This is a genomic window from Herbaspirillum sp. SJZ099 (assembly GCF_007828355.1).
Taxonomy (GTDB): Bacteria; Pseudomonadota; Gammaproteobacteria; order Burkholderiales; family Burkholderiaceae_D; genus Herbaspirillum.
Genome location: NZ_VIUO01000005.1, coordinates 146,251 through 163,583, shown reverse-complemented (window position 1 = coordinate 163,583; position 17,333 = coordinate 146,251). Strand labels below are relative to the sequence as shown.

Genomic DNA, 17,333 nt, shown 5'->3' with positions numbered 1-17,333 from the left:
TGTGGGGATGCGCAAGCGTATCATTGGCATCTATTCATTTTCATGACAATTTTTATCGATTAAGTGCCATGGTGGCCCGATTACGTCCCGTCAGCCCCAGCAGCGAGGCCGAAGCGCTGCAATCGGTGCCTTGCCCGGTGGTGGCCTTTTCCCGTGAACTGGCGCATCGCGACTTGCTGAGCGCCCATTCGCATCCGCGCGGGCAATTGCTGTATGCGGTCGATGGCGTCATGCAGGTGCGTACGCCGCACGGCGTATGGGTCGTGCCGCCGCAGCGCGCGCTGTGGGTGCCGCCGCATGTCGAGCATGAGATACGCATGCTCAGCCACGTCAGCATGCGCACGCTCTATATCGCAGCCGGGCCGGCCGATGCCTTGGGCGAGCGCTGCCGGCTGCTGGAAGTGTCGGTGCTGCTGCGGGAGCTGATCCTGGCGCTGCTGGCCGAGCCCACCGATTATGCCGCCGGCAGCCGCGGCGGCCATGTGGCAGAACTGATCCTGTCCGAGCTGACGCGCGCGCCGGCCATTCCCATCGAGATTCCCTGGCCGGACGACCGGCGGCTGGTGGCGATTTGCGAGGCCATCCTGGACGATCCGGGCCGGCAGTTTTCATTGGCCGACTGGGCCGGCGTGGGCGGCGCCAGCGTGCGCACGGTGATCCGCCTGTTCCCGAAAGAGACCGGCTTGCAGTTTAGGCACTGGGTGCAGCAAGTGCATCTGAGCGAAGCGCTGGTGCGCCTGTCCCATGGCGAGGCCGTCGGCGTGGTGGCGCAGGCGCTCGGCTACAAGAGCCAGAGCGCCTTCGGCAACATGTTCCGCAAGGCGTTGCGGGCGTCGCCCAACCGATACCTGCTGCGCCAGGAAAAGCGGCGCATGGCGTCGGGCGCGACGCAGGCTTGAGCGAGGACGCCTGGCCCGGCACGACATCACGACGAAAAATGGCGACAAATGTTGCGATACGCTCGCCGCATGATCGTGCCGTTCCAGGGCATTTCATTGGTGTACGTCAGCGCGCTGGCCGATTTCTGCGGGCGCGCCTGCAGCATCGGCCAGCGCAACGGTCGCAGCGCTCCGATACGGGTGGTATCGATACGCGACGGATCGGACATGCACGCGGGCAACAGCCGCCGGAAAAATTATCCCTATTTTTTCCGTCCGCTCTTTTCAACTGTAAAGATTGCTTGCCATCGTCCGTAACCAAGTCATGAGAATCCCGATCAGGGAAATGACATGGCCATCGAAACCGGTATAGCCGTGGCGGCGCGCGAAGCGTTGTCGCGCTTCACATCGCAGGCCTCGCCCGGCAACGACGACGCCGACAATACGGCAAGCACCGGAAGTACGCAGCCAGCGGCGCCGGAAGAGGGCGTGACGCTGACGCTGTCGGCGCAGGGTCGCCTGCTGGCGGCTTTCGCCAGCGTGCTGGACGCGGCGGCGGCCGCGCAGCCGGCATCGTCCTCGGCATCGTCCGCATCGGCTGCGGCATCTGCCGATGCGCTCTCCACCGATCCGCTCCCCATCACGCGCGCCACGCTGTATGCGATCGAGGCGCGCCTGGTGGCCGCGCGCCGCGGCGCCGAGGCCATCGCGCAAGCCGACCGCGAACGTCCGGACTCCGCCGATCCGGCTCGCCTCAGGCAGGCCGAACAAGCAACCGCGTCGCTGTACGGCCGCGCCGCCAATCCCTTTGCCGGGCGCAGCCGCGCCGAACTCTCCACCATCGTCTACGACGAAAGCGGCGCCTATACCGTCAACGAGCGCTATGCCGCGGCCAACCAGCGCGTCGAACTCGACCACCGCTTCTGGGCGCCGATATTCCAGCGCGCCATGACGAGCGGCGACTGGCGTCCGGTGATCGAAGCCGGGTTGGCGTTCTATGCCAGCCTGTCGCCGCTGGAGCGTACTGCGTATCCGCCCAACTATGTGCAATTGATGCAGCAATACCTGGCGCTGGACAGCCTCAGGCCCGGGGCGCCGTTGCCGCCGCAGCAGCAGGCCGACCTGGTGCGCATGCTGGAGTCGCTGGTGCTGCCGTCCGGCCCGCTGGCGCTGGCCGGCGGTGGCGTCCGGGGACTGGCGCTGGCGCGCATTACGCCATCGGCCTTGGCGCTGATGGCCGCGGCGCCGAAGCTGGTGGATATCCTGCCGGTATCGGGCATGGTGCGCGCGGCGCAGGACGATGCCTATCAGACATTGTTGCAGCGCGTGTTCGGCGTGAGCCGGCGCGAGGATGAGCCGATGGTCGCCCGCTCCAGCGGCATGTCGATGCACAGCTGCGACTTTCTTGGTTTCGGTGACCGGCGCTATCTGGCGCAAGCCTATGCCTACGCCGCGGCCAATGGGCTGGCATTGGAAGAGGTGGATGCGCTGGCCGACGACCTGGCCGCCTATCGTTTTTCCCGCGCCAATGGCGGCGATGGGCCGGCGCAGCCGGCGGTGTCGATACGCGCTGTCGCCAGTCCGCAGTATTACCGCATGAGCGATGAAGACAAGGTGCTGGCCCGGCGCATCCTGGGCAGCCGGGCGGCGCGGGATACCGGGCTGGATCATGCCTTCCTCGCCTGGCTGCTCAGTCCGCGCGGCGGCGGCTGGCGCTCGGAGGAAGGGCGCGGCCATGCGGTCGGCTTCTCTGCGCTGGAAAAGCTGCTCGCCGGGCTGGCCGGCGTAGGCATCGGGGAACGGGCCGGCGACGAAGCGTCGCTGGAACCGGACTACCGCTACACGCTGTACCGGATCGGCCTGCAGGATATGCAGGAGTTGCCCGAATTGAAGAGCGCCGGGCCATCGGCCGACAACGCCATCGGCGCGCGCGTGCTGGCATTGGCCGCGCAACTGGCCGCCCTGGCGCGCAGCGAGGCGGCCGATCTGGCGTTCATGGGCAATGCGCTGATGCTGCTGAGGATGTACCGCTTCTCGCTCAGGATGAGCAATGCCGAACAGCGCACGCTCTCCGAACTGGTCTATGCCAGGCTGCGCAAGCGCCGCATCCGCCCGCGCCGCCATAAGCTGTTTGTGGCATGGGGCGAGCGCAGCCCTTCGATGCCGCCCTTGTTCCCCTGAAGAGCGTATTGCATCTCATGGCAGGTTCTCGCGCAGGATCACGCTGATGCGCACCGCTTCCACGCCGGCCAGCGCGTCGCGCCGCTCGCGCAGGTTGCTGAAGATGCGCACGCAATTCATCACCATGTTTTGCGGGTGCTGCGTGAGCACCGCATCCATGGTGCCGTCGATCAGCAGGCCGCGGGTGTCGGGCGTGAGGCCGTGGCCGATGAACACCACTTTCTGGTCGCGCCCGCATTCCTTCAATGCGCGTCCCACGCCGTCGGAGGCGCCGCCGATGTTGTACATGCCGGCCAGGTCCGGATACTGCTCCAGCAGGATGCGCGCCTGCTTGTAGTTGGCGTCGGCGTCGTCGTGGCCTTCGCGCAGGCCCACCACCTGCACTTGCGGGCACATCTCTTCCAGCACATGCTGGAATCCCATTTCCCTTTCCTCGTGGCCGCGATAGCTGAGGCTGCCGGCGATCATGGCGATCTTGCCGGGTTTGCGCCCGCTGCCCGGATGGGCCAGGTCCCGGTTCAGGAAGCGCGCCAGCAGGTAGCCGGCGGTGCGGCCGGCGGCGCGGTTGTCCATGCCGACATAGGCGGCGCGGCGCGAGTTGGAAAGGTCGGAAATCAGCGTCACCACATGCACGCCTTCCTCCACCAGGGTATTGACGGCTTCGCGCACCAGCGGATGTTCCAGCGCCATGAAGGCCACGCCATCGGCTTGCCGCCCGTAATGCAGCAGGCGTTGCGCCAGCACGCGCGGATTGAAGCCTTCGATGTGGTGGCATTTGCAGCGCACGTTGAAGGGCGCCAGATGGTCCTCGGCAAAGCCGATGTAGTCGCCCAGCATCTGCATGTAGCGATTGCTGCGCGGCGGCAGCAGGAACACCAGTTGCATGGGGCGCGGCCGCATGGCCTTGTAGAGATCCGACTCGGGCAGGTAGTCGAGCGCGGCGGCGGCCTTCATCACCTTTTGCAGGGTCGCCGCGCGCACGCCGGGGCGCTGGTTCAGCACACGGTCGACCGTGGCAGTGGAGACGCCGGCGGCGGCCGCGATATCGGTGACGCGCGCGCGTCCCGGGGGAGCGTTGCGAGGAGTGTCGGACATGGCTTGCCTGGATCTTTTAGTTTGCATCAAAAACCATCAAAAAACTGCTTTGACCTCTGGGATTCGGCGGCGATATTCTTCGCCATGCCTTGATTTGACCGGGATATTTTGCTGCGGCGTGCAGGAAAGTCTAAATCAAATCGAATCAGAAAACATCATCAAAACAAGCCGCGCAAGGTCATGCGCCGGATACAACACCAAGGAGACGACGATGAGCAAGCCCGAGCAGAACTTCCGTTCCAGCCGCCGCGATTTTCTGAAGCAGGCTTCGCTCGCCTCCGCGGCGGTGGCGGGCGGTTTTTACGCGGGGTCGGCGCATGCCGCCGAGTTCACGCTGAAGTACGGCAACAACCTACCGATGACGCACCCGATGAATGTGCGCGCCAAGGAGATGGCCGAAAAGATCGCCGCCGAATCGAAGGGCAGGGTGGATTTGCAGGTCTATTCCAACGGCCAGCTCGGCACCGATACCGACATGCTGTCGCAGGTGCGCTCGGGCGCCATCGATTTCTTCACCATTTCGCCCGAGGTGCTGGGCACGCTGGTGTCGGCCGGGCAGATCAGCGGCGTCGGCTTTGCGTTCCGCGATTACAGCCAGGTGTGGGCGGCGATGGACGGCGACCTGGGCGCGTATGTGCGGCGCGAACTGGCGGCGAAGACCTCGCTGTTCGCCTTCGAGAAGTGCTGGGACAACGGCTACCGCCAGGTGACCACCAGTACCCGCCCGATCGCCAAACCGGAAGACTTCAAGGGCATGAAGCTGCGCGTGCCGCCCAGCCCGCTGGCGACCTCGTTGTTCCGCGGCTTCGACGCCTCGCCTACCAGCATCAACTTCGCCGAGGTGTATTCGGCGCTGCAGACCAGGATCGTCGAGGGGCAGGAGAACCCGCTGGCGGTGATCTCCACCGTGAAGTTCTATGAGGTGCAGAAGTTCTGCTCGATGACCAACCATGTCTGGAGCGGTTTCTGGTTCATGGGCAACAAGAAGTCGTTCGAACGCATGCCCAAGGAGCTGCAGGAGATCGTCGCGCGCAACATCAACGAGGCCGGCCTGAAGCAGCGTATCGACGTCAAGGCGCTCAACGAGTCGCTGGTGGCGGATATGAAAGCCAAGGGGCTGCAGTTCAACAATATCGACAACGACGCCTTCCGCGCCAAGCTGCGCAGCGCCGGGTTCTATGCCGAGTGGCACAAGAAATTCGGCGAAGAGGCCTGGAGCCTGCTGGAAAAATACACCGGTAAGCTGGCCTGAGGCGTGCAATATCAACCAGAATAAAAAGGAAGAACATGAGCCGGTTTCTCGGAGAGATCAAACAGCTTGGCTATGTGGTGGAAGACATCGACGCCGCCATGAAATACTGGACCGAAGTGCTCGGCGTCGGGCCGTTCTATTACATGGAACGCGTGCCGCTGAAGAACTACCGCTACCGGGGCCAGGCCTACGATATCCACAACTCGGTGGCGCTGGCCAATTCCGGCGGCGTGCAGGTGGAGCTGATCCAGCAGCGCAGCGATACGCCCTCGATGTATCGCGACTTCATGCGCGGCGGACGCACCGGGCTGCAACACCTGGCGTACTGGACCGAAGATTTCGACCGCGACCTGCAAAGCCTGCTCGACCGGGGATGGAAGGTCGGCATGAGCGGCGAGGTGGGCGAGCGCGGCCGTTTCGTCTACTTCGAGACCGAATACCATCCCGGTACCGTGATCGAACTGTCGGAAGTGGCCGGCCCCAAGGGCAAGGTATTCCGCATCATCCGCGAGGCGGCCGAGCAGTGGGACGGCAGCGAACCGGTGCGCGCCTTCCCCGACCTGGGCAAGATGTGACGATGGGGCCCGCACACCTGGCGCTGCCGGCCGACGGCAGCCGTTTCATCGCCGATTACCTGATCGAGACGCCGCTGGATCCGGCCCAGGTGGCGGAAGTGATGGCGGGCGAGCAGTCCTGCGGCACCTTCGTCCGGGTCGAGGGTGAGACCGACCGCTTGCGCGAACGCGCGCGCGCCGTGGTGATGGGAATCGACGCGTTGGAAACGGTCGCTGAACCCAGCCTGCCCAATGCATGGCAGCAGCGCCAGAAGATCACCGGCCCTTATCGCCGTGCGCGCGTGCGCATTTCCTTCCCGGTGGAGAACGTCGGCCCCAACCTGCCGACCCTGGCCGCCACCGTCGCCGGCAACCTGTTCGACCTGGGCCAGGTGACCGGCCTGCGTTTGCTGGATGTGGCATTACCGCCGGCCTATCGCCGCCAGTTCGATATGCCGCGCCACGGCATCGCCGGCACGCGCCGGCTGGCCGGCGTGGACGGAGTAGATGATGCGCCGCTGCTGGGCACGATCATCAAGCCCAACGTCGGCCTCTCGGCGGAAGAAACGGCGGCATTGGTGGGGCGGCTGTGCGAGGCCGGCGTCGACTTCATCAAGGATGACGAGGTGTGCGCCAACCCTGGCCATGCGCCGCTGGAGCAGCGGGTGCGGGCGGTCATGCGGCGCGTGCGCGATTACCAGGACAAGAGCGGGCGGCGGGTGATGGTGGCCTTCAACATCACCGACGAGCTCGACGCCATGCGTCGCCACGCCGAGCTGGTGGAACGCGAGGGCGGCAGCTGCGTGATGGTGGGGCTGAACTGGTGCGGCTTCTCCGCCGTGCAAAGCCTGCGCCGCAGTACGCCGCTGGCGCTGCATGGGCACCGCAACGGTTTCGGCATGATGTCGCGCGAGCCGCTCCTGGGCATGTCGTTTGCCGCCTATCAGGCGATGTGGCGCCTGGCCGGAGTCGACCACCTGCATGTGCATGGCTTGAACGGCAAGTTCTCCGAATCCAATGACGAGGTGGTGGAGTCGGCGCGCGCCTGCCTGGCGCCCATGGCCGGCGACGACGCCGTCATGCCGGTGTTCTCCAACGGGCAATGGGCCGGCACCGTGCGGCCGACCTTCGATGCCATCGGCAGCGGCGATGTGATCTTCCTGTCCGGCGGCGGCATCCTGGCCCATCCGGACGGCGCCGCCGCCGGCGTGGCCAGCCTGCGCCAGGCGTGGGCGGCGGCGCGCGCCGGCATCGCGCTGGAAGAGTACGCGCGGGAGGCGCCGGAGCTGCGGCGCGCCATCGCCTTCTACGGCGCCAAGCTGAAGTGACGTGATGTGAATACGCGTTTTCTCGACGGCCGGCCCAAGGTCGCCTTCTACGGCGACGACTTCACCGGCGCCACCGACACGCTGGCCACGGCAGCGCTGGCCGGCTTGCGCAGCATCCTGTTCTTGCGCGTGCCCACCGCGGCACAGCTTCATGCGGCCGGGGAACTGGACTGCCTGGGCATCGCCGGCGCCGCGCGTTCCATGGATCCTGGCCAGATGCGCGCCGAACTGGAACCGGTGGCCGCGTTCTTTGGCGAACTGCGCGTGCCGGTGACGCATTACAAGATCTGCTCTACCTTCGACAGCGCGCCGCACATCGGCAGCATCGGCGCCGCCCTGCGCATCTGGCGCCAACGCATCCCCAACCGTTTCGTGCCCATCGTCGGCGGCCAGCCGAACCTGCGGCGCTTCTGCCTGTTCAGCCAGCTCTACGCCGCGGAGAAGGCCGGCGGCGAGGTGGTGCGCATCGACCGCCATCCGACCATGCGCTGCCATCCGGTCACGCCGATGCATGAGGCTGACATGCGTGCGCATCTCCGGCAGCAGGAGTTGGCGGTGGCGGGGCTGCATTATCCGTTGTACGCCGAACCGGCGCAGCTCGATGCGCATGTCGACGCGGCCCTGGACGGCGGCGCCGATGCGGTGCTGTTCGACGTTGCCGGCGAGAGCGACCTGGCCGTGATCGGCAGTGTGATCTGGCGCCGCGCCTTGCAGCAGGAATTGCTGGCCATCGGCGCCAGCAGCGTGGCGCAAAGTCTCGCCGCATGGTGGCGCATCCAGGGATGGCTGCCGCCGGCGACGCCGATCGATGCGGCCCGGATCGGGGCCGCGGCCGGCCCGGTCTTTGTGCTGGCTGGCAGCCTCTCAGGCGCTGGATATCTGGGGGCTGTCGTATCTCGGCAATGTGTCGGCCGGCGTGGCGCTGTGCCGCGCGCATGCCGATGCCGCCCATCTCGACGGCATCGAGCTGATGTTGAAGGGCGGGCAGATGGGGGCGGCCGACCTGTTCGAATTGCTGGCCGGGGGGAACGGCTGAACGCCGTTTGCTATGGAAGCGGCCATGCCCGCAGCAAGATGTTTTCTTGCGCCGCCACCGTCGATGCGCCCAGGGTGCCGTATACCCGGCCGCCATCTGCCTCGCAGCGGCCGGCAAGGAAGGCGTCGGCGCTGGCCGCGGGCGCGTGCTGGAGCATCAGCATGCCTTGCAGCGCCAGCACCAGCTGCTGCACCAAGCGGCGCGCCAGGGCTTCGCGCTGCGTCGGCGGGACCGAGAGCAGCGCTTTCAACGTTTGCACGCGCGCTTGCAGCAGCACATGGTCGGCGGCGGCCTGTTCCAGGCTGTCCAGCAGCAGGGTGAAACCTTGCGCTTCGCGTTCGATGGCGCGCAGTACGTCCAGGCACATCACGTTGCCCGAACCTTCCCAGATCGAGTTGACCGGCGCTTCGCGGTACAGGCGCGCCATCGGGCCGGTTTCGACGTAGCCGTTGCCGCCCCAGACTTCCATGCATTCGCCGGTGAATTCGAGCGCGCGCTTGCAGATCCAGAATTTGGCGGCGGGCGTGACGATGCGTTTCCAGGCGCGCGCCAGCGGATCGTCCGGCGCGTCGAAGGCATGCGCCAGCTTGAGCATGAGCAGCGTGGCCGCTTCGCTTTCCAGCGCCAGGTCGGCCAGCACGTTGCGCATCAGCGGCTGCTCGGCCAGGCGGCGGCCGAAGGCGCTGCGGTGGCGCGCATGGTGGATGGCCTGCACCAGCGCCTGGCGCATCAGCGCGGCGCTGCCGATGACGCAATCCAGGCGCGTATGGTTGGCCATCTCGATGATGGTGGGGATGCCGCGGCCTTCCTCGCCGACCATGATGCCCAGCGCCTCGCTGAACTCGACTTCGCTGCTGGAGTTGGAGCGGTTGCCCAGCTTGTCTTTCAGGCGCTGGATCAGGATCGGGTTCTTGCCGCCGTCAGGCAGCCAGCGCGGCACGAAGAAGCAGGACAGGCCGTTGCCGGTGCGCGCCAGTATCATGTGGGCATCGCACATGGGCGCCGAGAAGAACCACTTGTGGCCGGACAGCAGGTAAGAGGCGCCGCGCCCTTGCGCCTGCATGTCCATCGGCATGGCGCTCGAGGCGTTGCTGCGCACGTCCGAGCCGCCCTGTTTCTCGGTCATGCCCATGCCGATCAGGATCGAGCGCTTGTGCCGGATGGGCAGGTCGCGCCCGTCATGCTCGCGCGCCAGCAGCTGCGGGCGCAATTGTTCGAACAGCATGGGTTCCTGTTGCAGCACCGGGATGGCGGCGAAGGTCATGGTGGTGGGGCAAAGCGAGCCGGCCTCCACCTGCGCATGCATGAAGTAGCCGGCGGCGCGCGCCACATGGGCGCCATCGCCGGGCTGGATCCAGGGCAGGGCGTGCAGGCCGGCGCGGCGCAGCAGTTCCAGCAGCGCATGCCAGGAAGGATGGAAGTTCACCACGTCGATGCGGCGGCCGATGCGGTCGTGGGTCTGCAGCTCGGGCGTATGGCGGTTGGCCAGTTCCGCCAGTTCCAGCACTTCGGCGCTGCCCAGTTCGGCGCCGTGGCTGGCGAGCGCGCAGGCGTGCCAGCCGGCGGCTTCGCGCCGGACGCCTTCGCTCAGGGCGGCGTCGCTGGTGTAGAGGTTGTAATCCCTCAGGTCGGGAACCTGGTTGACGATGTCGTGGGTGTGCATGTTGTCTCCGTGGCGCATCTCGGGTCATTGGCCGAGGATCCCTTTTGCCGTTTTTTGTTTGCCGGGTATCCCTTTGCGCAGTGTAGGCCATGTAGGAGGCGGGCCGCGGGCTTAAATGAATTGGCTATATCTATATAAGCATCTTGTTGGGTTGGCTTGCCAGCACATGATAAAGAGTCATATTAAAATGACTCTTTCGACCAAAGACCGATCCCACCGGGGATTGCGCAAGGAAGCCAAACAGATGTCTTATCCGACCATCGAGTCCACCATCGGCAATACGCCGCTGATCCAGCTGCCGCGTATCGGCGGCGAGGAAGCCAAGCGCCGCAACAACATCATCCTCGGCAAGCTGGAAGGCAACAACCCGGCCGGTTCGGTCAAGGATCGCGCCGCGTATTCGATGATCACCCGCGCCGAGGCGCGCGGCCAGATCAAGCCGGGCGACACCCTGATCGAGGCCACCAGCGGCAACACCGGTATTGCGCTGGCGATGGTGGCTGCCATGCGCGGCTACAAGATGGTGCTGTTGATGCCGGAAAACCTTTCCGAGGAACGCCGCCAGAGCATGGCCGCCTACGGCGCCAAGATCGTGCTCACGCCCAAGAGCGGCGGCATGGAATACGCGCGCGACCTGGCGGAGCAAATGCAGAAGGAGGGTCAGGGCCTGATCCTCGACCAGTTCGCCAATCCGGACAATCCGCTGGCGCATTATGAAACCACCGGCCCAGAGATCTGGCGCGACACCCAGGGCAGGATCACCCATTTCGTCAGCGCCATGGGCACCACGGGCACCATCATGGGCGTGTCGCAATACCTGAAGGAGCAAAACCCCGGGGTGCAAGTGATTGGCGTGCAGCCGGCCGAAGGCTCCTCCATTCCCGGCATCCGCAAATGGCCGGAAGCCTATCTGCCCAAGATCTTCGACAAGTCGCGCGTGGACCAGACCGAATCGGTCAGCCAGGCCGATGCCGAGAACATGGCGCGCAAACTGGCGGTGACCGAAGGGCTGTTCTGCGGCATTTCGGCAGCGGGTGCGTGCCAGGTGGCGGTGCGCCTGTCGCACCAGGTGGAGAACGCCACCATCGTTTTCGTGGTGTGCGACCGCGGCGACCGTTATTTGTCGACCGGCGTGTTTCCGGCCTGATGGAGCATCGTCAGCGGTAATGCATCAAGGCCTCCGCGGCCCAGGCGTTCAGGCTGAGGCCGCGGGCTTCGGCCATGGTCGCGGCATGCGCATGCACTTCGGGAGTGACCCGCAGCATGAACTTGCCGGAGTAGGGCTTTTGCGGCGCTTTGCCGATTTTTTCGCAGGTTGCGAGATAGTCGTCTACCGCCTCTTCGAACGCAGCCTTGAGCTCGGCGACGGAATTGCCGTGAAAGCCAACCACGTCACGGATGCCTGCGATGTGGCCGATGAAGCTTTCGTCTTCATCGCTGTATTCGATGCGGGCTGCGTATCCCTTGTAAGTCATCGTTCCCATTCCCTTATTCCTTTCCCGGATCAACACCGGCATTCTGCAGAAAAAACCTGGCGTCGCGTACCTGATACGGCTTGGCCTCTTTGTGCGGATGCGGCCGGTGAAACGTGCCGATTTCTCCATTGAGAACGAAACGCACGCGGGAGCCATTGCCTTCGATGGTGTCGGCTCCCAACGCCATGAATAGCGCTTCGATCTTGCGCCACTCCATTGATGATGGAAGCGGGTTGGCGAAGAGGGCGGCCAGTGTTTTTTGATGAGCGCTTTTCAGACTGGAAATGATATCAAATTTTGATATCAATTTGCTGGTGCGCCTGTGCGCTCTTCAATACGGATGCGGTCTGCTCAGAACAGAGGGGGGATGGGTTGTACAAACAAAAATGCCGTTCAGTTCTTCACTGAACGGCATTGGCGGTAGAGGCTCCGTTTTCTTATTCAGCGCCGCCTGCGGCCGGCGCGGCCGCGGGGGCGGCGCCTGGCTTCGGCTTGAATTGCTTGTCGCTGATGCGGAATTTCTCGCGGCGGTCGCCCATCAGTTCACGCAGTTCGCGGATCGACAGTTCGCTGACCTCATGCATGCGGATCAGCAGCGAAGCGCCCACCGGCAAGCGGCGGTGGCGGATCTTGCTGATGACTGGCGGCGCCACTTCCAGGGCGCGCGACAAGGCGGCATCGTTTTTCAGGTGCAGCTTTTCGATCAACGCATCAAGCAGGTGGTTCGGATCGTAGTTGACGTTGTCGGAAACGGAATTGGTTTCAGCAGTATCGGTAGTTGTAGTCATGATCGGGACGTTCCATTATGCAGATGTTTGTGAAGGCTTGACCGCCTAAGCATTAATTGTTGGTAAAACTGCAAAACGCGACTAACTCTATCTGAGGCGAAGGCTTTGGGCCTTTTTTCTGCAAGATAAAAGACTAGTCCTATCAAAGAACGACTTCAACACTGGGCATTGAGTTCTCTGACCGGTGCACTTGATTCCTCCGCGCCACATAACTGATTCTATGTCTGCGTAGAAATAATTGCACAAATTTCATGAGGTCAGAAAATACTATTCCACAATAGTTGCAGAAACTCATTTCGAATTTGTAACAGATATTAACAGGAATTTTTCGAGATTTGTTAGTGTTGTTTATCTGACACGACAAACGGTAAGGCATTCCAGCCGGATAGGCCCAGTTTGCGCAAGGTAGCCATGTTTTTCTCGAAAATTGCACTGGCATCGGGGTAGGCTGCGACGGCGCGGTCGATGCTGCTTTCTCGCAACAGGTGCAGGATGGGAAAAGGCGAGCGGTTGCTGTAGTTCTCGATATCGTCCGGTTGCGCGTCGGCAAACTGGTAGGCCGGGTGGAAACTGGCGATCTGCAGTTCTCCATCGAGCTCCAGGCGCGCCAGGAGGCGGTCTGCCCAGTCCAGGAAGTCGTTGTACTCCAGAAAGTCGGCCAATGCGAGCGGGATGATCAGCAGCGTGGTATCGATCTGTTCGGGATCGGCCTGGGCCAGCAGTTCAAGCTCCTGTTCCAGCTCCCGGGACAGCGCCTCCCATTCGGTGGCATGGCTGACCTGGTAACGGATCTGCTGCTTGACGTGCACGGCCTTGGCGAACGGGCACAGGTTCAGGCCGATCACGGCCTGTTCCAGCCAGGCCTGGGTGAGGGCGACGACATCGGCGTCGCTGCGCGGGGAAGATGGGGTGTCCATGCGATATTGTCGCATGGCCGCCGTGGCGCATAGTGGCGCATAGTGGCGAGAGGAGGCGAGAAGTGACGTGAAGGGGCGCGAAACTCGCCGCCCATTCGCCGCGCGGATGGGCTATGCTTGCCAACCTTTGGCGGCGGCGATGGCAGCCGCTGCACCATCCGTATCCGTCTACCTCGAGATTTCCCCATGGCGCTCAAATCCACCATCTTCAAGGCCGACCTGCAGATCTCCGACATGGATCGGCACTATTACGAAAACCATGCGCTGACCATTGCGCGCCATCCGTCCGAAACCGATGAGCGCATGATGATCCGGGTGCTGGCTTTCGCCCTCAACGCCAGCCAGGCGCTGGCCTTCGGCAAGGGCTTGTCCGATACCGACGAGCCCGACCTGTGGCAGAAGGACCTGACCGGCGCCATCGAGCTGTGGATCGAAGTCGGCCAGCCCGACGACCGCGCCATCCTCAAGGCCTGCGGCCGTTCCGGGCGCGTGCTGGTATACAGCTACAGCAGCGTTTCCAACATCTGGTGGAACCAGACCGGCAGCCGCGTCGAGCGCGCCAAGAACCTCAAGGTGGTGAATATCCCGGCCGAAGCCAGCCAGGCGCTGGCGGCGCTGGCGCAGCGTTCGATGCAATTGCAATGCACCATCCAGGATGGCCAGGTGTGGCTGGGCGCCAATGAGAACATGGTGCTGATCGAACCGGAGACGATCAAGGATTTCGCCTGAGGCGCCCATCCCTTGTTCGCGTTACCCGGTCGTCCTGGCGCAAGTCAGGGCTTGGCGCCGCACAACCGCCATGGCGGCATGCCGGCAGCCGGCGCTTCACGCCTGCAGCGCATCGGCCCGCCGTTGCAGGTGATCCAGCAGCCGCTGCCCTTCCGGGGTGTTGAACCAGGCGGCGTGGCCCAGCAGGTAAGTATCGTAAGCCAGCGCGGCGTTCTGCGGCGAATGCGTGACGCCATGGAAGTAATCCAGCTCGGCCAGCGCGAACTCGGCATGCACTAGCGGCAACAGCGCCGCCAGCGCGCGCGTCTGGCGCGCCGTCAGCGGCAGCTGCGAGGCATAGCCGTCCAATAGCGCATCGAGCAGGTCGAGGTGGATCAACTGGTCGGGCCGGTGCGGGATCGCCAGCCATTCGACGATGTTGCGTTCGATCGCGGTGGCCACGTCGTGCAGCGCGCAGGTGCGGTCCGACAGCCCGAAGTCCAGCACCGTCTGCGCCTGCGCCAGTGCGCTGCCGTCGCTCCACAGCAGGTTCGATGCATGCCAGTCGTTGTGCGTCCACAGCGGCGTCATCTCATCCAGGTAGGGTTTCAGGCGGGCATGGAACGGCAGCAGGTGCTGTGCCACTTCACCGCGCCAGGGCCGGTCATGCAGGTAGTCGGCGATCGCCGGGCGTTGCTCGATGTAGGCCTGCAGCGGGCGCACCGGATCTTCCTGCGAGAAAATCGTGAAGCTGGAAATCAGCGGCCGCGCGGCGCGCGCCGGCGCATCGTAACCTTGCGAGGCCTGGTGCAGCCGCGCCAGCATGGCGCCGGCCGAAAACGCATGGGTACGGCTGGAGAACGGCGTCCATGACATGGCGTCGCGGTACAGGTCCACGCCCGGCGCCAGCCAGAACACTTCATAGGTCCAATGCTCGTCGGCCAGCGCGCTGGCGCCGTCCACCGTCCGCAGCGCGGTGCTGACCGGCAGGCCGTTGGCGTGCAGGTGCGCCACGAAACGGTGCTCCTCGGCCAGCGCGGCGATGTCGCGCACGCGTACATGATGGCGCTTGATAAAAATCTCGCCGGCATCGGTATGCATGACGCAGGCCGCCGAGAACGGGCGCGGGCTGTGCCACTCCAGGCGCTGCGGCGTGCCGGCCTGCGGATAATGCCGCAACACGCGCGCGACCTCGGCCGAGGTCAGCGCGGGCCAGTCGGAAATCACCGTCTCGGCATTCATGCCGTGGCTGATGACGCGCGTGAGGTGGTGGGAAGCCGCGTCCATGATGTTCAGAAATCGTATTGCAGCGACAGGCGCGCGGTGCGCGGCGCGCCCAGGTGCAGGTAGCTGTCGCCCAGGTATTGGCCGGCATCCTTCCAGTAGCGCTTGTCGAAGAGGTTGTCGACGTTCAGGCGCAGCGTGGTCTCATGTCCGGCCAGGCGCAGCTTGTAGCGCAGGCCGGCGTTGAACACGTGCACGGCCGGCAGGCTTACGCTGCCGTCGCGGGTGGCCGGCTTGCTGCCGCTGTAAAGCCAGCTGCCCATCACATTCAGGCCCTCCGCGCCGGGCACCGCATAGTCGGCGTAGACCGCGCTGCGCAGGCGCGGCACGTTGACCGCCTGCTGGCCATCGTAGGCGGCGGTGCCGGTATCGCTGGCGCGCGCGCGGGTGACGGCCATGCTGGCGCCGACCTGCAGGCGCGGCGTGAGCTTGCCGCTGGCGCCGAGTTCGATGCCGGTGTTGGTTTGCTGGCCTTGCTGGACGTAGGTGAAGCCGAAGGGGCTATTGTCGGGTTGTTGATATTCGTAGGCCTTGCGGATGCGGAACACTGCGGCAGTCAGGTTCAGGTCGGGCGAGACGTCGTATTTGACGCCGGCTTCCAGTTGGCGCGCCACCGAGGGCGGCAGCGTGGTTGGGTAATTGCTGACCCAGAACGGCGCCGAGGTACCCAGCGACAGCGTCTCTGCATAGCTGCCGTAGATCGACATGTCGTGCATCGGCTTGAAGATCAGCGCCAGTTGCGGCAGGAAGATATTGCGGCCGGTATGGCGGGAGATGCTGCCGTCGCTGTTGAACGCATCTTCGTTGAGCCACACCTGGCGGCCGCCGGCGATGGCTTGCCAGCGTTCCGAGAACTGCAGGCGGTCGCTGAAGAACAAGGCCTTCTGGCGGCTGTCCAGGTTGCGGTAGGCCGGGGCCGGCGTATCGGTCGAGGCCGGCAGAGCGGGCGTGCCGGTATAGATGTTGCCGCTGCCGACCCAACTGCTGATGCCGTCGGACTTGTCCACCACGCGGCGCGACATGGCCGCGCCCACGGTCAGCTCGTGGCGCAGGAAGCCGGTGGAGAATTTGCCGGTGACGGCGGCCTGCACTTCATCGTTGCGGCGTGTGTCGTCAGGGCTGCGATAGTCGTACACATCGAAATCGCCGTTGGCCGTGAAATACGGCGAAGCGCCGCTGCCGTAAGGGAACGCCAGGTAATCGTCGATCACCGCGCGGCTGCGGCCGGCCGTGATGTAGCCGCGCCAGTCGCTGTTGAATTCGGTGTCCAGGCGCAGGTTGTAGTTCAGCGAGGTATCGCGCACCGGCTGCGCCCAGGATTGCGGCGTGAGCATGGTCGAGGGCGACACGCCGGACGGGATCGTAGCGCCGCCCAGCAACTGGTAGCCGGCCACCGAGCGCTGCGACTTTTGCTGGTATTCGGCATTGAACTGCAGCAGCGTCCTGGCGCTGATGGCCCAGGAGGCCGCCAGCGAAGCGAAGTCGCGCCAGCCGTCGGCGTGGTCGACATACGAATGGATGTCTTCGTGCGCGGCATTGATGCGCAAGCCGAACTGCTTTTGCGCGCCGAACAGGGCGCCAAGGTCGGTGGCGAGGTAGCGCGAACCGTTGGAGTCGGTGCCCAGCATCACCGAGCGCACGTCGGCAGGGCGCTTGGTGACATAGTTCACCAGCCCGCCGGCGGCGACCACGCCGGCCTGCAGGCCGGCCACGCCCTTCAGGAATTCCACGCGCTCCTTATTCTCCAGCGCGATGGTCTGTTCGCCGGCCACGGTCAGGCCATCGATGCGATAGGCGCTGGCCGGATCGAGCGTAAAGCCGCGCACGCTGAAGTTTTCGTAATAGCCCACCGGCGCATAGTTCTCGCCGATCGACGCATCGTTCTTGATGACGTCCGACAGCAGGTGCGACTGCTGGTCGCGCATCTGCTGGCCGGTGACCACCGATACCGAGGCCGGGGTGTCGAGCAGCGGCGCGTCGTCGAAGCCGGCGACGGCCGCCGAGCGGGCGCGCGTTTCCGATTTGCCGGCGCCGCTGGCGGTGACGTTCACCGTCGGCAGGCTGTCGCCGGATTCATCGCGGCCGTCGGCGGCGCGGGCGGCGCTGGAGATGCCAAGGGAAGTGCCGGCCAGCGTCAGCATCAGCGTCGAGGCCAGAGGAGCAATACGTTTCAT

16 protein-coding genes and 2 pseudogenes are annotated in these 17,333 nt (G+C 64.7%); 10 read left to right on the top strand and 8 right to left on the bottom strand.

Annotated features, from left to right (window positions below; all coding sequences use genetic code 11):
• Positions 1-68: 68 nt before the first annotated feature.
• The 3 genes and pseudogenes from FB597_RS13050 to FB597_RS20280 all read left to right on the top strand — a co-directional run bounded on the left by FB597_RS13050 (position 69) and on the right by FB597_RS20280 (position 3,059).
• Positions 69-899 carry a helix-turn-helix domain-containing protein gene (locus tag FB597_RS13050; RefSeq protein ID WP_144769780.1) on the top strand — a complete coding sequence of 277 codons (831 nt, stop codon included), beginning with the start codon at positions 69-71 and terminating at the stop codon, positions 897-899.
• Positions 900-971: 72 nt separating this feature from the next.
• A pseudogene (locus FB597_RS20595) lies at positions 972-1,064 on the top strand (amino acid ABC transporter permease); the annotation flags it as partial.
• A 165-nt stretch (positions 1,065-1,229) separates the two neighbouring features.
• On the top strand, positions 1,230-3,059 hold the full coding sequence (locus FB597_RS20280; protein ID WP_186442782.1) for a hypothetical protein: 1,830 nt from the start codon (positions 1,230-1,232) through the stop codon (positions 3,057-3,059).
• A gap of 15 nt (positions 3,060-3,074) precedes the next feature.
• On the opposite strand, the gene FB597_RS13035 is transcribed toward FB597_RS20280, so the two are convergent.
• Positions 3,075-4,154: a LacI family DNA-binding transcriptional regulator gene (locus tag FB597_RS13035; protein WP_144769779.1), complete on the bottom strand. Its 1,080-nt coding sequence runs from the start codon at positions 4,152-4,154 to the stop codon at positions 3,075-3,077.
• 211 nt (positions 4,155-4,365) lie between these two features.
• Between FB597_RS13035 and FB597_RS13030 the strand changes: the two genes are divergently transcribed.
• The 5 genes and pseudogenes from FB597_RS13030 to FB597_RS20585 all read left to right on the top strand — a co-directional run bounded on the left by FB597_RS13030 (position 4,366) and on the right by FB597_RS20585 (position 8,324).
• Entirely contained in the window at positions 4,366-5,406 is a 1,041-nt protein-coding gene (locus tag FB597_RS13030) for a TRAP transporter substrate-binding protein (RefSeq protein ID WP_144769778.1), read from the top strand.
• 35 nt (positions 5,407-5,441) lie between these two features.
• A complete protein-coding gene (locus FB597_RS13025) occupies positions 5,442-5,981 on the top strand; it encodes a VOC family protein (protein WP_144769777.1) in 540 nt (179 codons plus the stop codon).
• Positions 5,982-5,983: 2 nt separating this feature from the next.
• Positions 5,984-7,288, top strand: coding sequence for a ribulose-bisphosphate carboxylase large subunit family protein (locus FB597_RS13020; RefSeq protein WP_144769776.1), 1,305 nt, complete (start codon positions 5,984-5,986; stop codon positions 7,286-7,288).
• Between the two features lie 96 nt (positions 7,289-7,384).
• Positions 7,385-7,987 (top strand): annotated as a pseudogene (locus FB597_RS20590) (four-carbon acid sugar kinase family protein); the annotation flags it as partial.
• Between the two features lie 145 nt (positions 7,988-8,132).
• Positions 8,133-8,324 carry a nucleotide-binding domain containing protein gene (locus tag FB597_RS20585; RefSeq protein ID WP_370454695.1) on the top strand — a complete coding sequence of 64 codons (192 nt, stop codon included), beginning with the start codon at positions 8,133-8,135 and terminating at the stop codon, positions 8,322-8,324.
• Positions 8,325-8,334: 10 nt separating this feature from the next.
• On the opposite strand, the gene FB597_RS13010 is transcribed toward FB597_RS20585, so the two are convergent.
• Complete coding sequence (locus tag FB597_RS13010; protein WP_144769775.1) at positions 8,335-9,987, bottom strand: isovaleryl-CoA dehydrogenase; 1,653 nt, start codon at positions 9,985-9,987, stop codon at positions 8,335-8,337.
• Positions 9,988-10,231: 244 nt separating this feature from the next.
• Between FB597_RS13010 and cysM the strand changes: the two genes are divergently transcribed.
• Positions 10,232-11,134 (top strand): cysteine synthase CysM, encoded by a 903-nt coding sequence (cysM, locus tag FB597_RS13005; RefSeq protein WP_144769774.1) that lies wholly within the window; start codon positions 10,232-10,234, stop codon positions 11,132-11,134.
• Between the two features lie 10 nt (positions 11,135-11,144).
• On the opposite strand, the gene FB597_RS13000 is transcribed toward cysM, so the two are convergent.
• The 4 genes from FB597_RS13000 to FB597_RS12985 form a co-directional block, all read right to left on the bottom strand.
• Entirely contained in the window at positions 11,145-11,462 is a 318-nt protein-coding gene (locus FB597_RS13000; protein ID WP_255517165.1) for a type II toxin-antitoxin system HicB family antitoxin, read from the bottom strand.
• A gap of 13 nt (positions 11,463-11,475) precedes the next feature.
• The gene (locus FB597_RS12995) at positions 11,476-11,769 is read right to left on the bottom strand and encodes a type II toxin-antitoxin system HicA family toxin (protein WP_370454694.1); all 294 of its coding nucleotides are present in this window, start codon (positions 11,767-11,769) and stop codon (positions 11,476-11,478) included.
• Positions 11,770-11,899: 130 nt separating this feature from the next.
• Positions 11,900-12,250 (bottom strand): hypothetical protein, encoded by a 351-nt coding sequence (locus FB597_RS12990; RefSeq protein ID WP_141913488.1) that lies wholly within the window; start codon positions 12,248-12,250, stop codon positions 11,900-11,902.
• 338 nt (positions 12,251-12,588) lie between these two features.
• The gene (locus FB597_RS12985) at positions 12,589-13,167 is read right to left on the bottom strand and encodes a DUF1415 domain-containing protein (RefSeq protein ID WP_144769772.1); all 579 of its coding nucleotides are present in this window, start codon (positions 13,165-13,167) and stop codon (positions 12,589-12,591) included.
• 186 nt (positions 13,168-13,353) lie between these two features.
• Here FB597_RS12985 and FB597_RS12980 point away from each other — a divergent pair, with 186 nt between their 5' ends.
• Positions 13,354-13,896 (top strand): YaeQ family protein, encoded by a 543-nt coding sequence (locus tag FB597_RS12980; protein ID WP_141913486.1) that lies wholly within the window; start codon positions 13,354-13,356, stop codon positions 13,894-13,896.
• A 96-nt stretch (positions 13,897-13,992) separates the two neighbouring features.
• On the opposite strand, the gene FB597_RS12975 is transcribed toward FB597_RS12980, so the two are convergent.
• Positions 13,993-15,162, bottom strand: a complete 1,170-nt coding sequence (locus FB597_RS12975; protein ID WP_144769771.1) for a phosphotransferase enzyme family protein — start codon at positions 15,160-15,162, stop codon at positions 13,993-13,995.
• Positions 15,163-15,167: 5 nt separating this feature from the next.
• Positions 15,168-17,333 carry a TonB-dependent siderophore receptor gene (locus tag FB597_RS12970; RefSeq protein WP_144769770.1) on the bottom strand — a complete coding sequence of 722 codons (2,166 nt, stop codon included), beginning with the start codon at positions 17,331-17,333 and terminating at the stop codon, positions 15,168-15,170.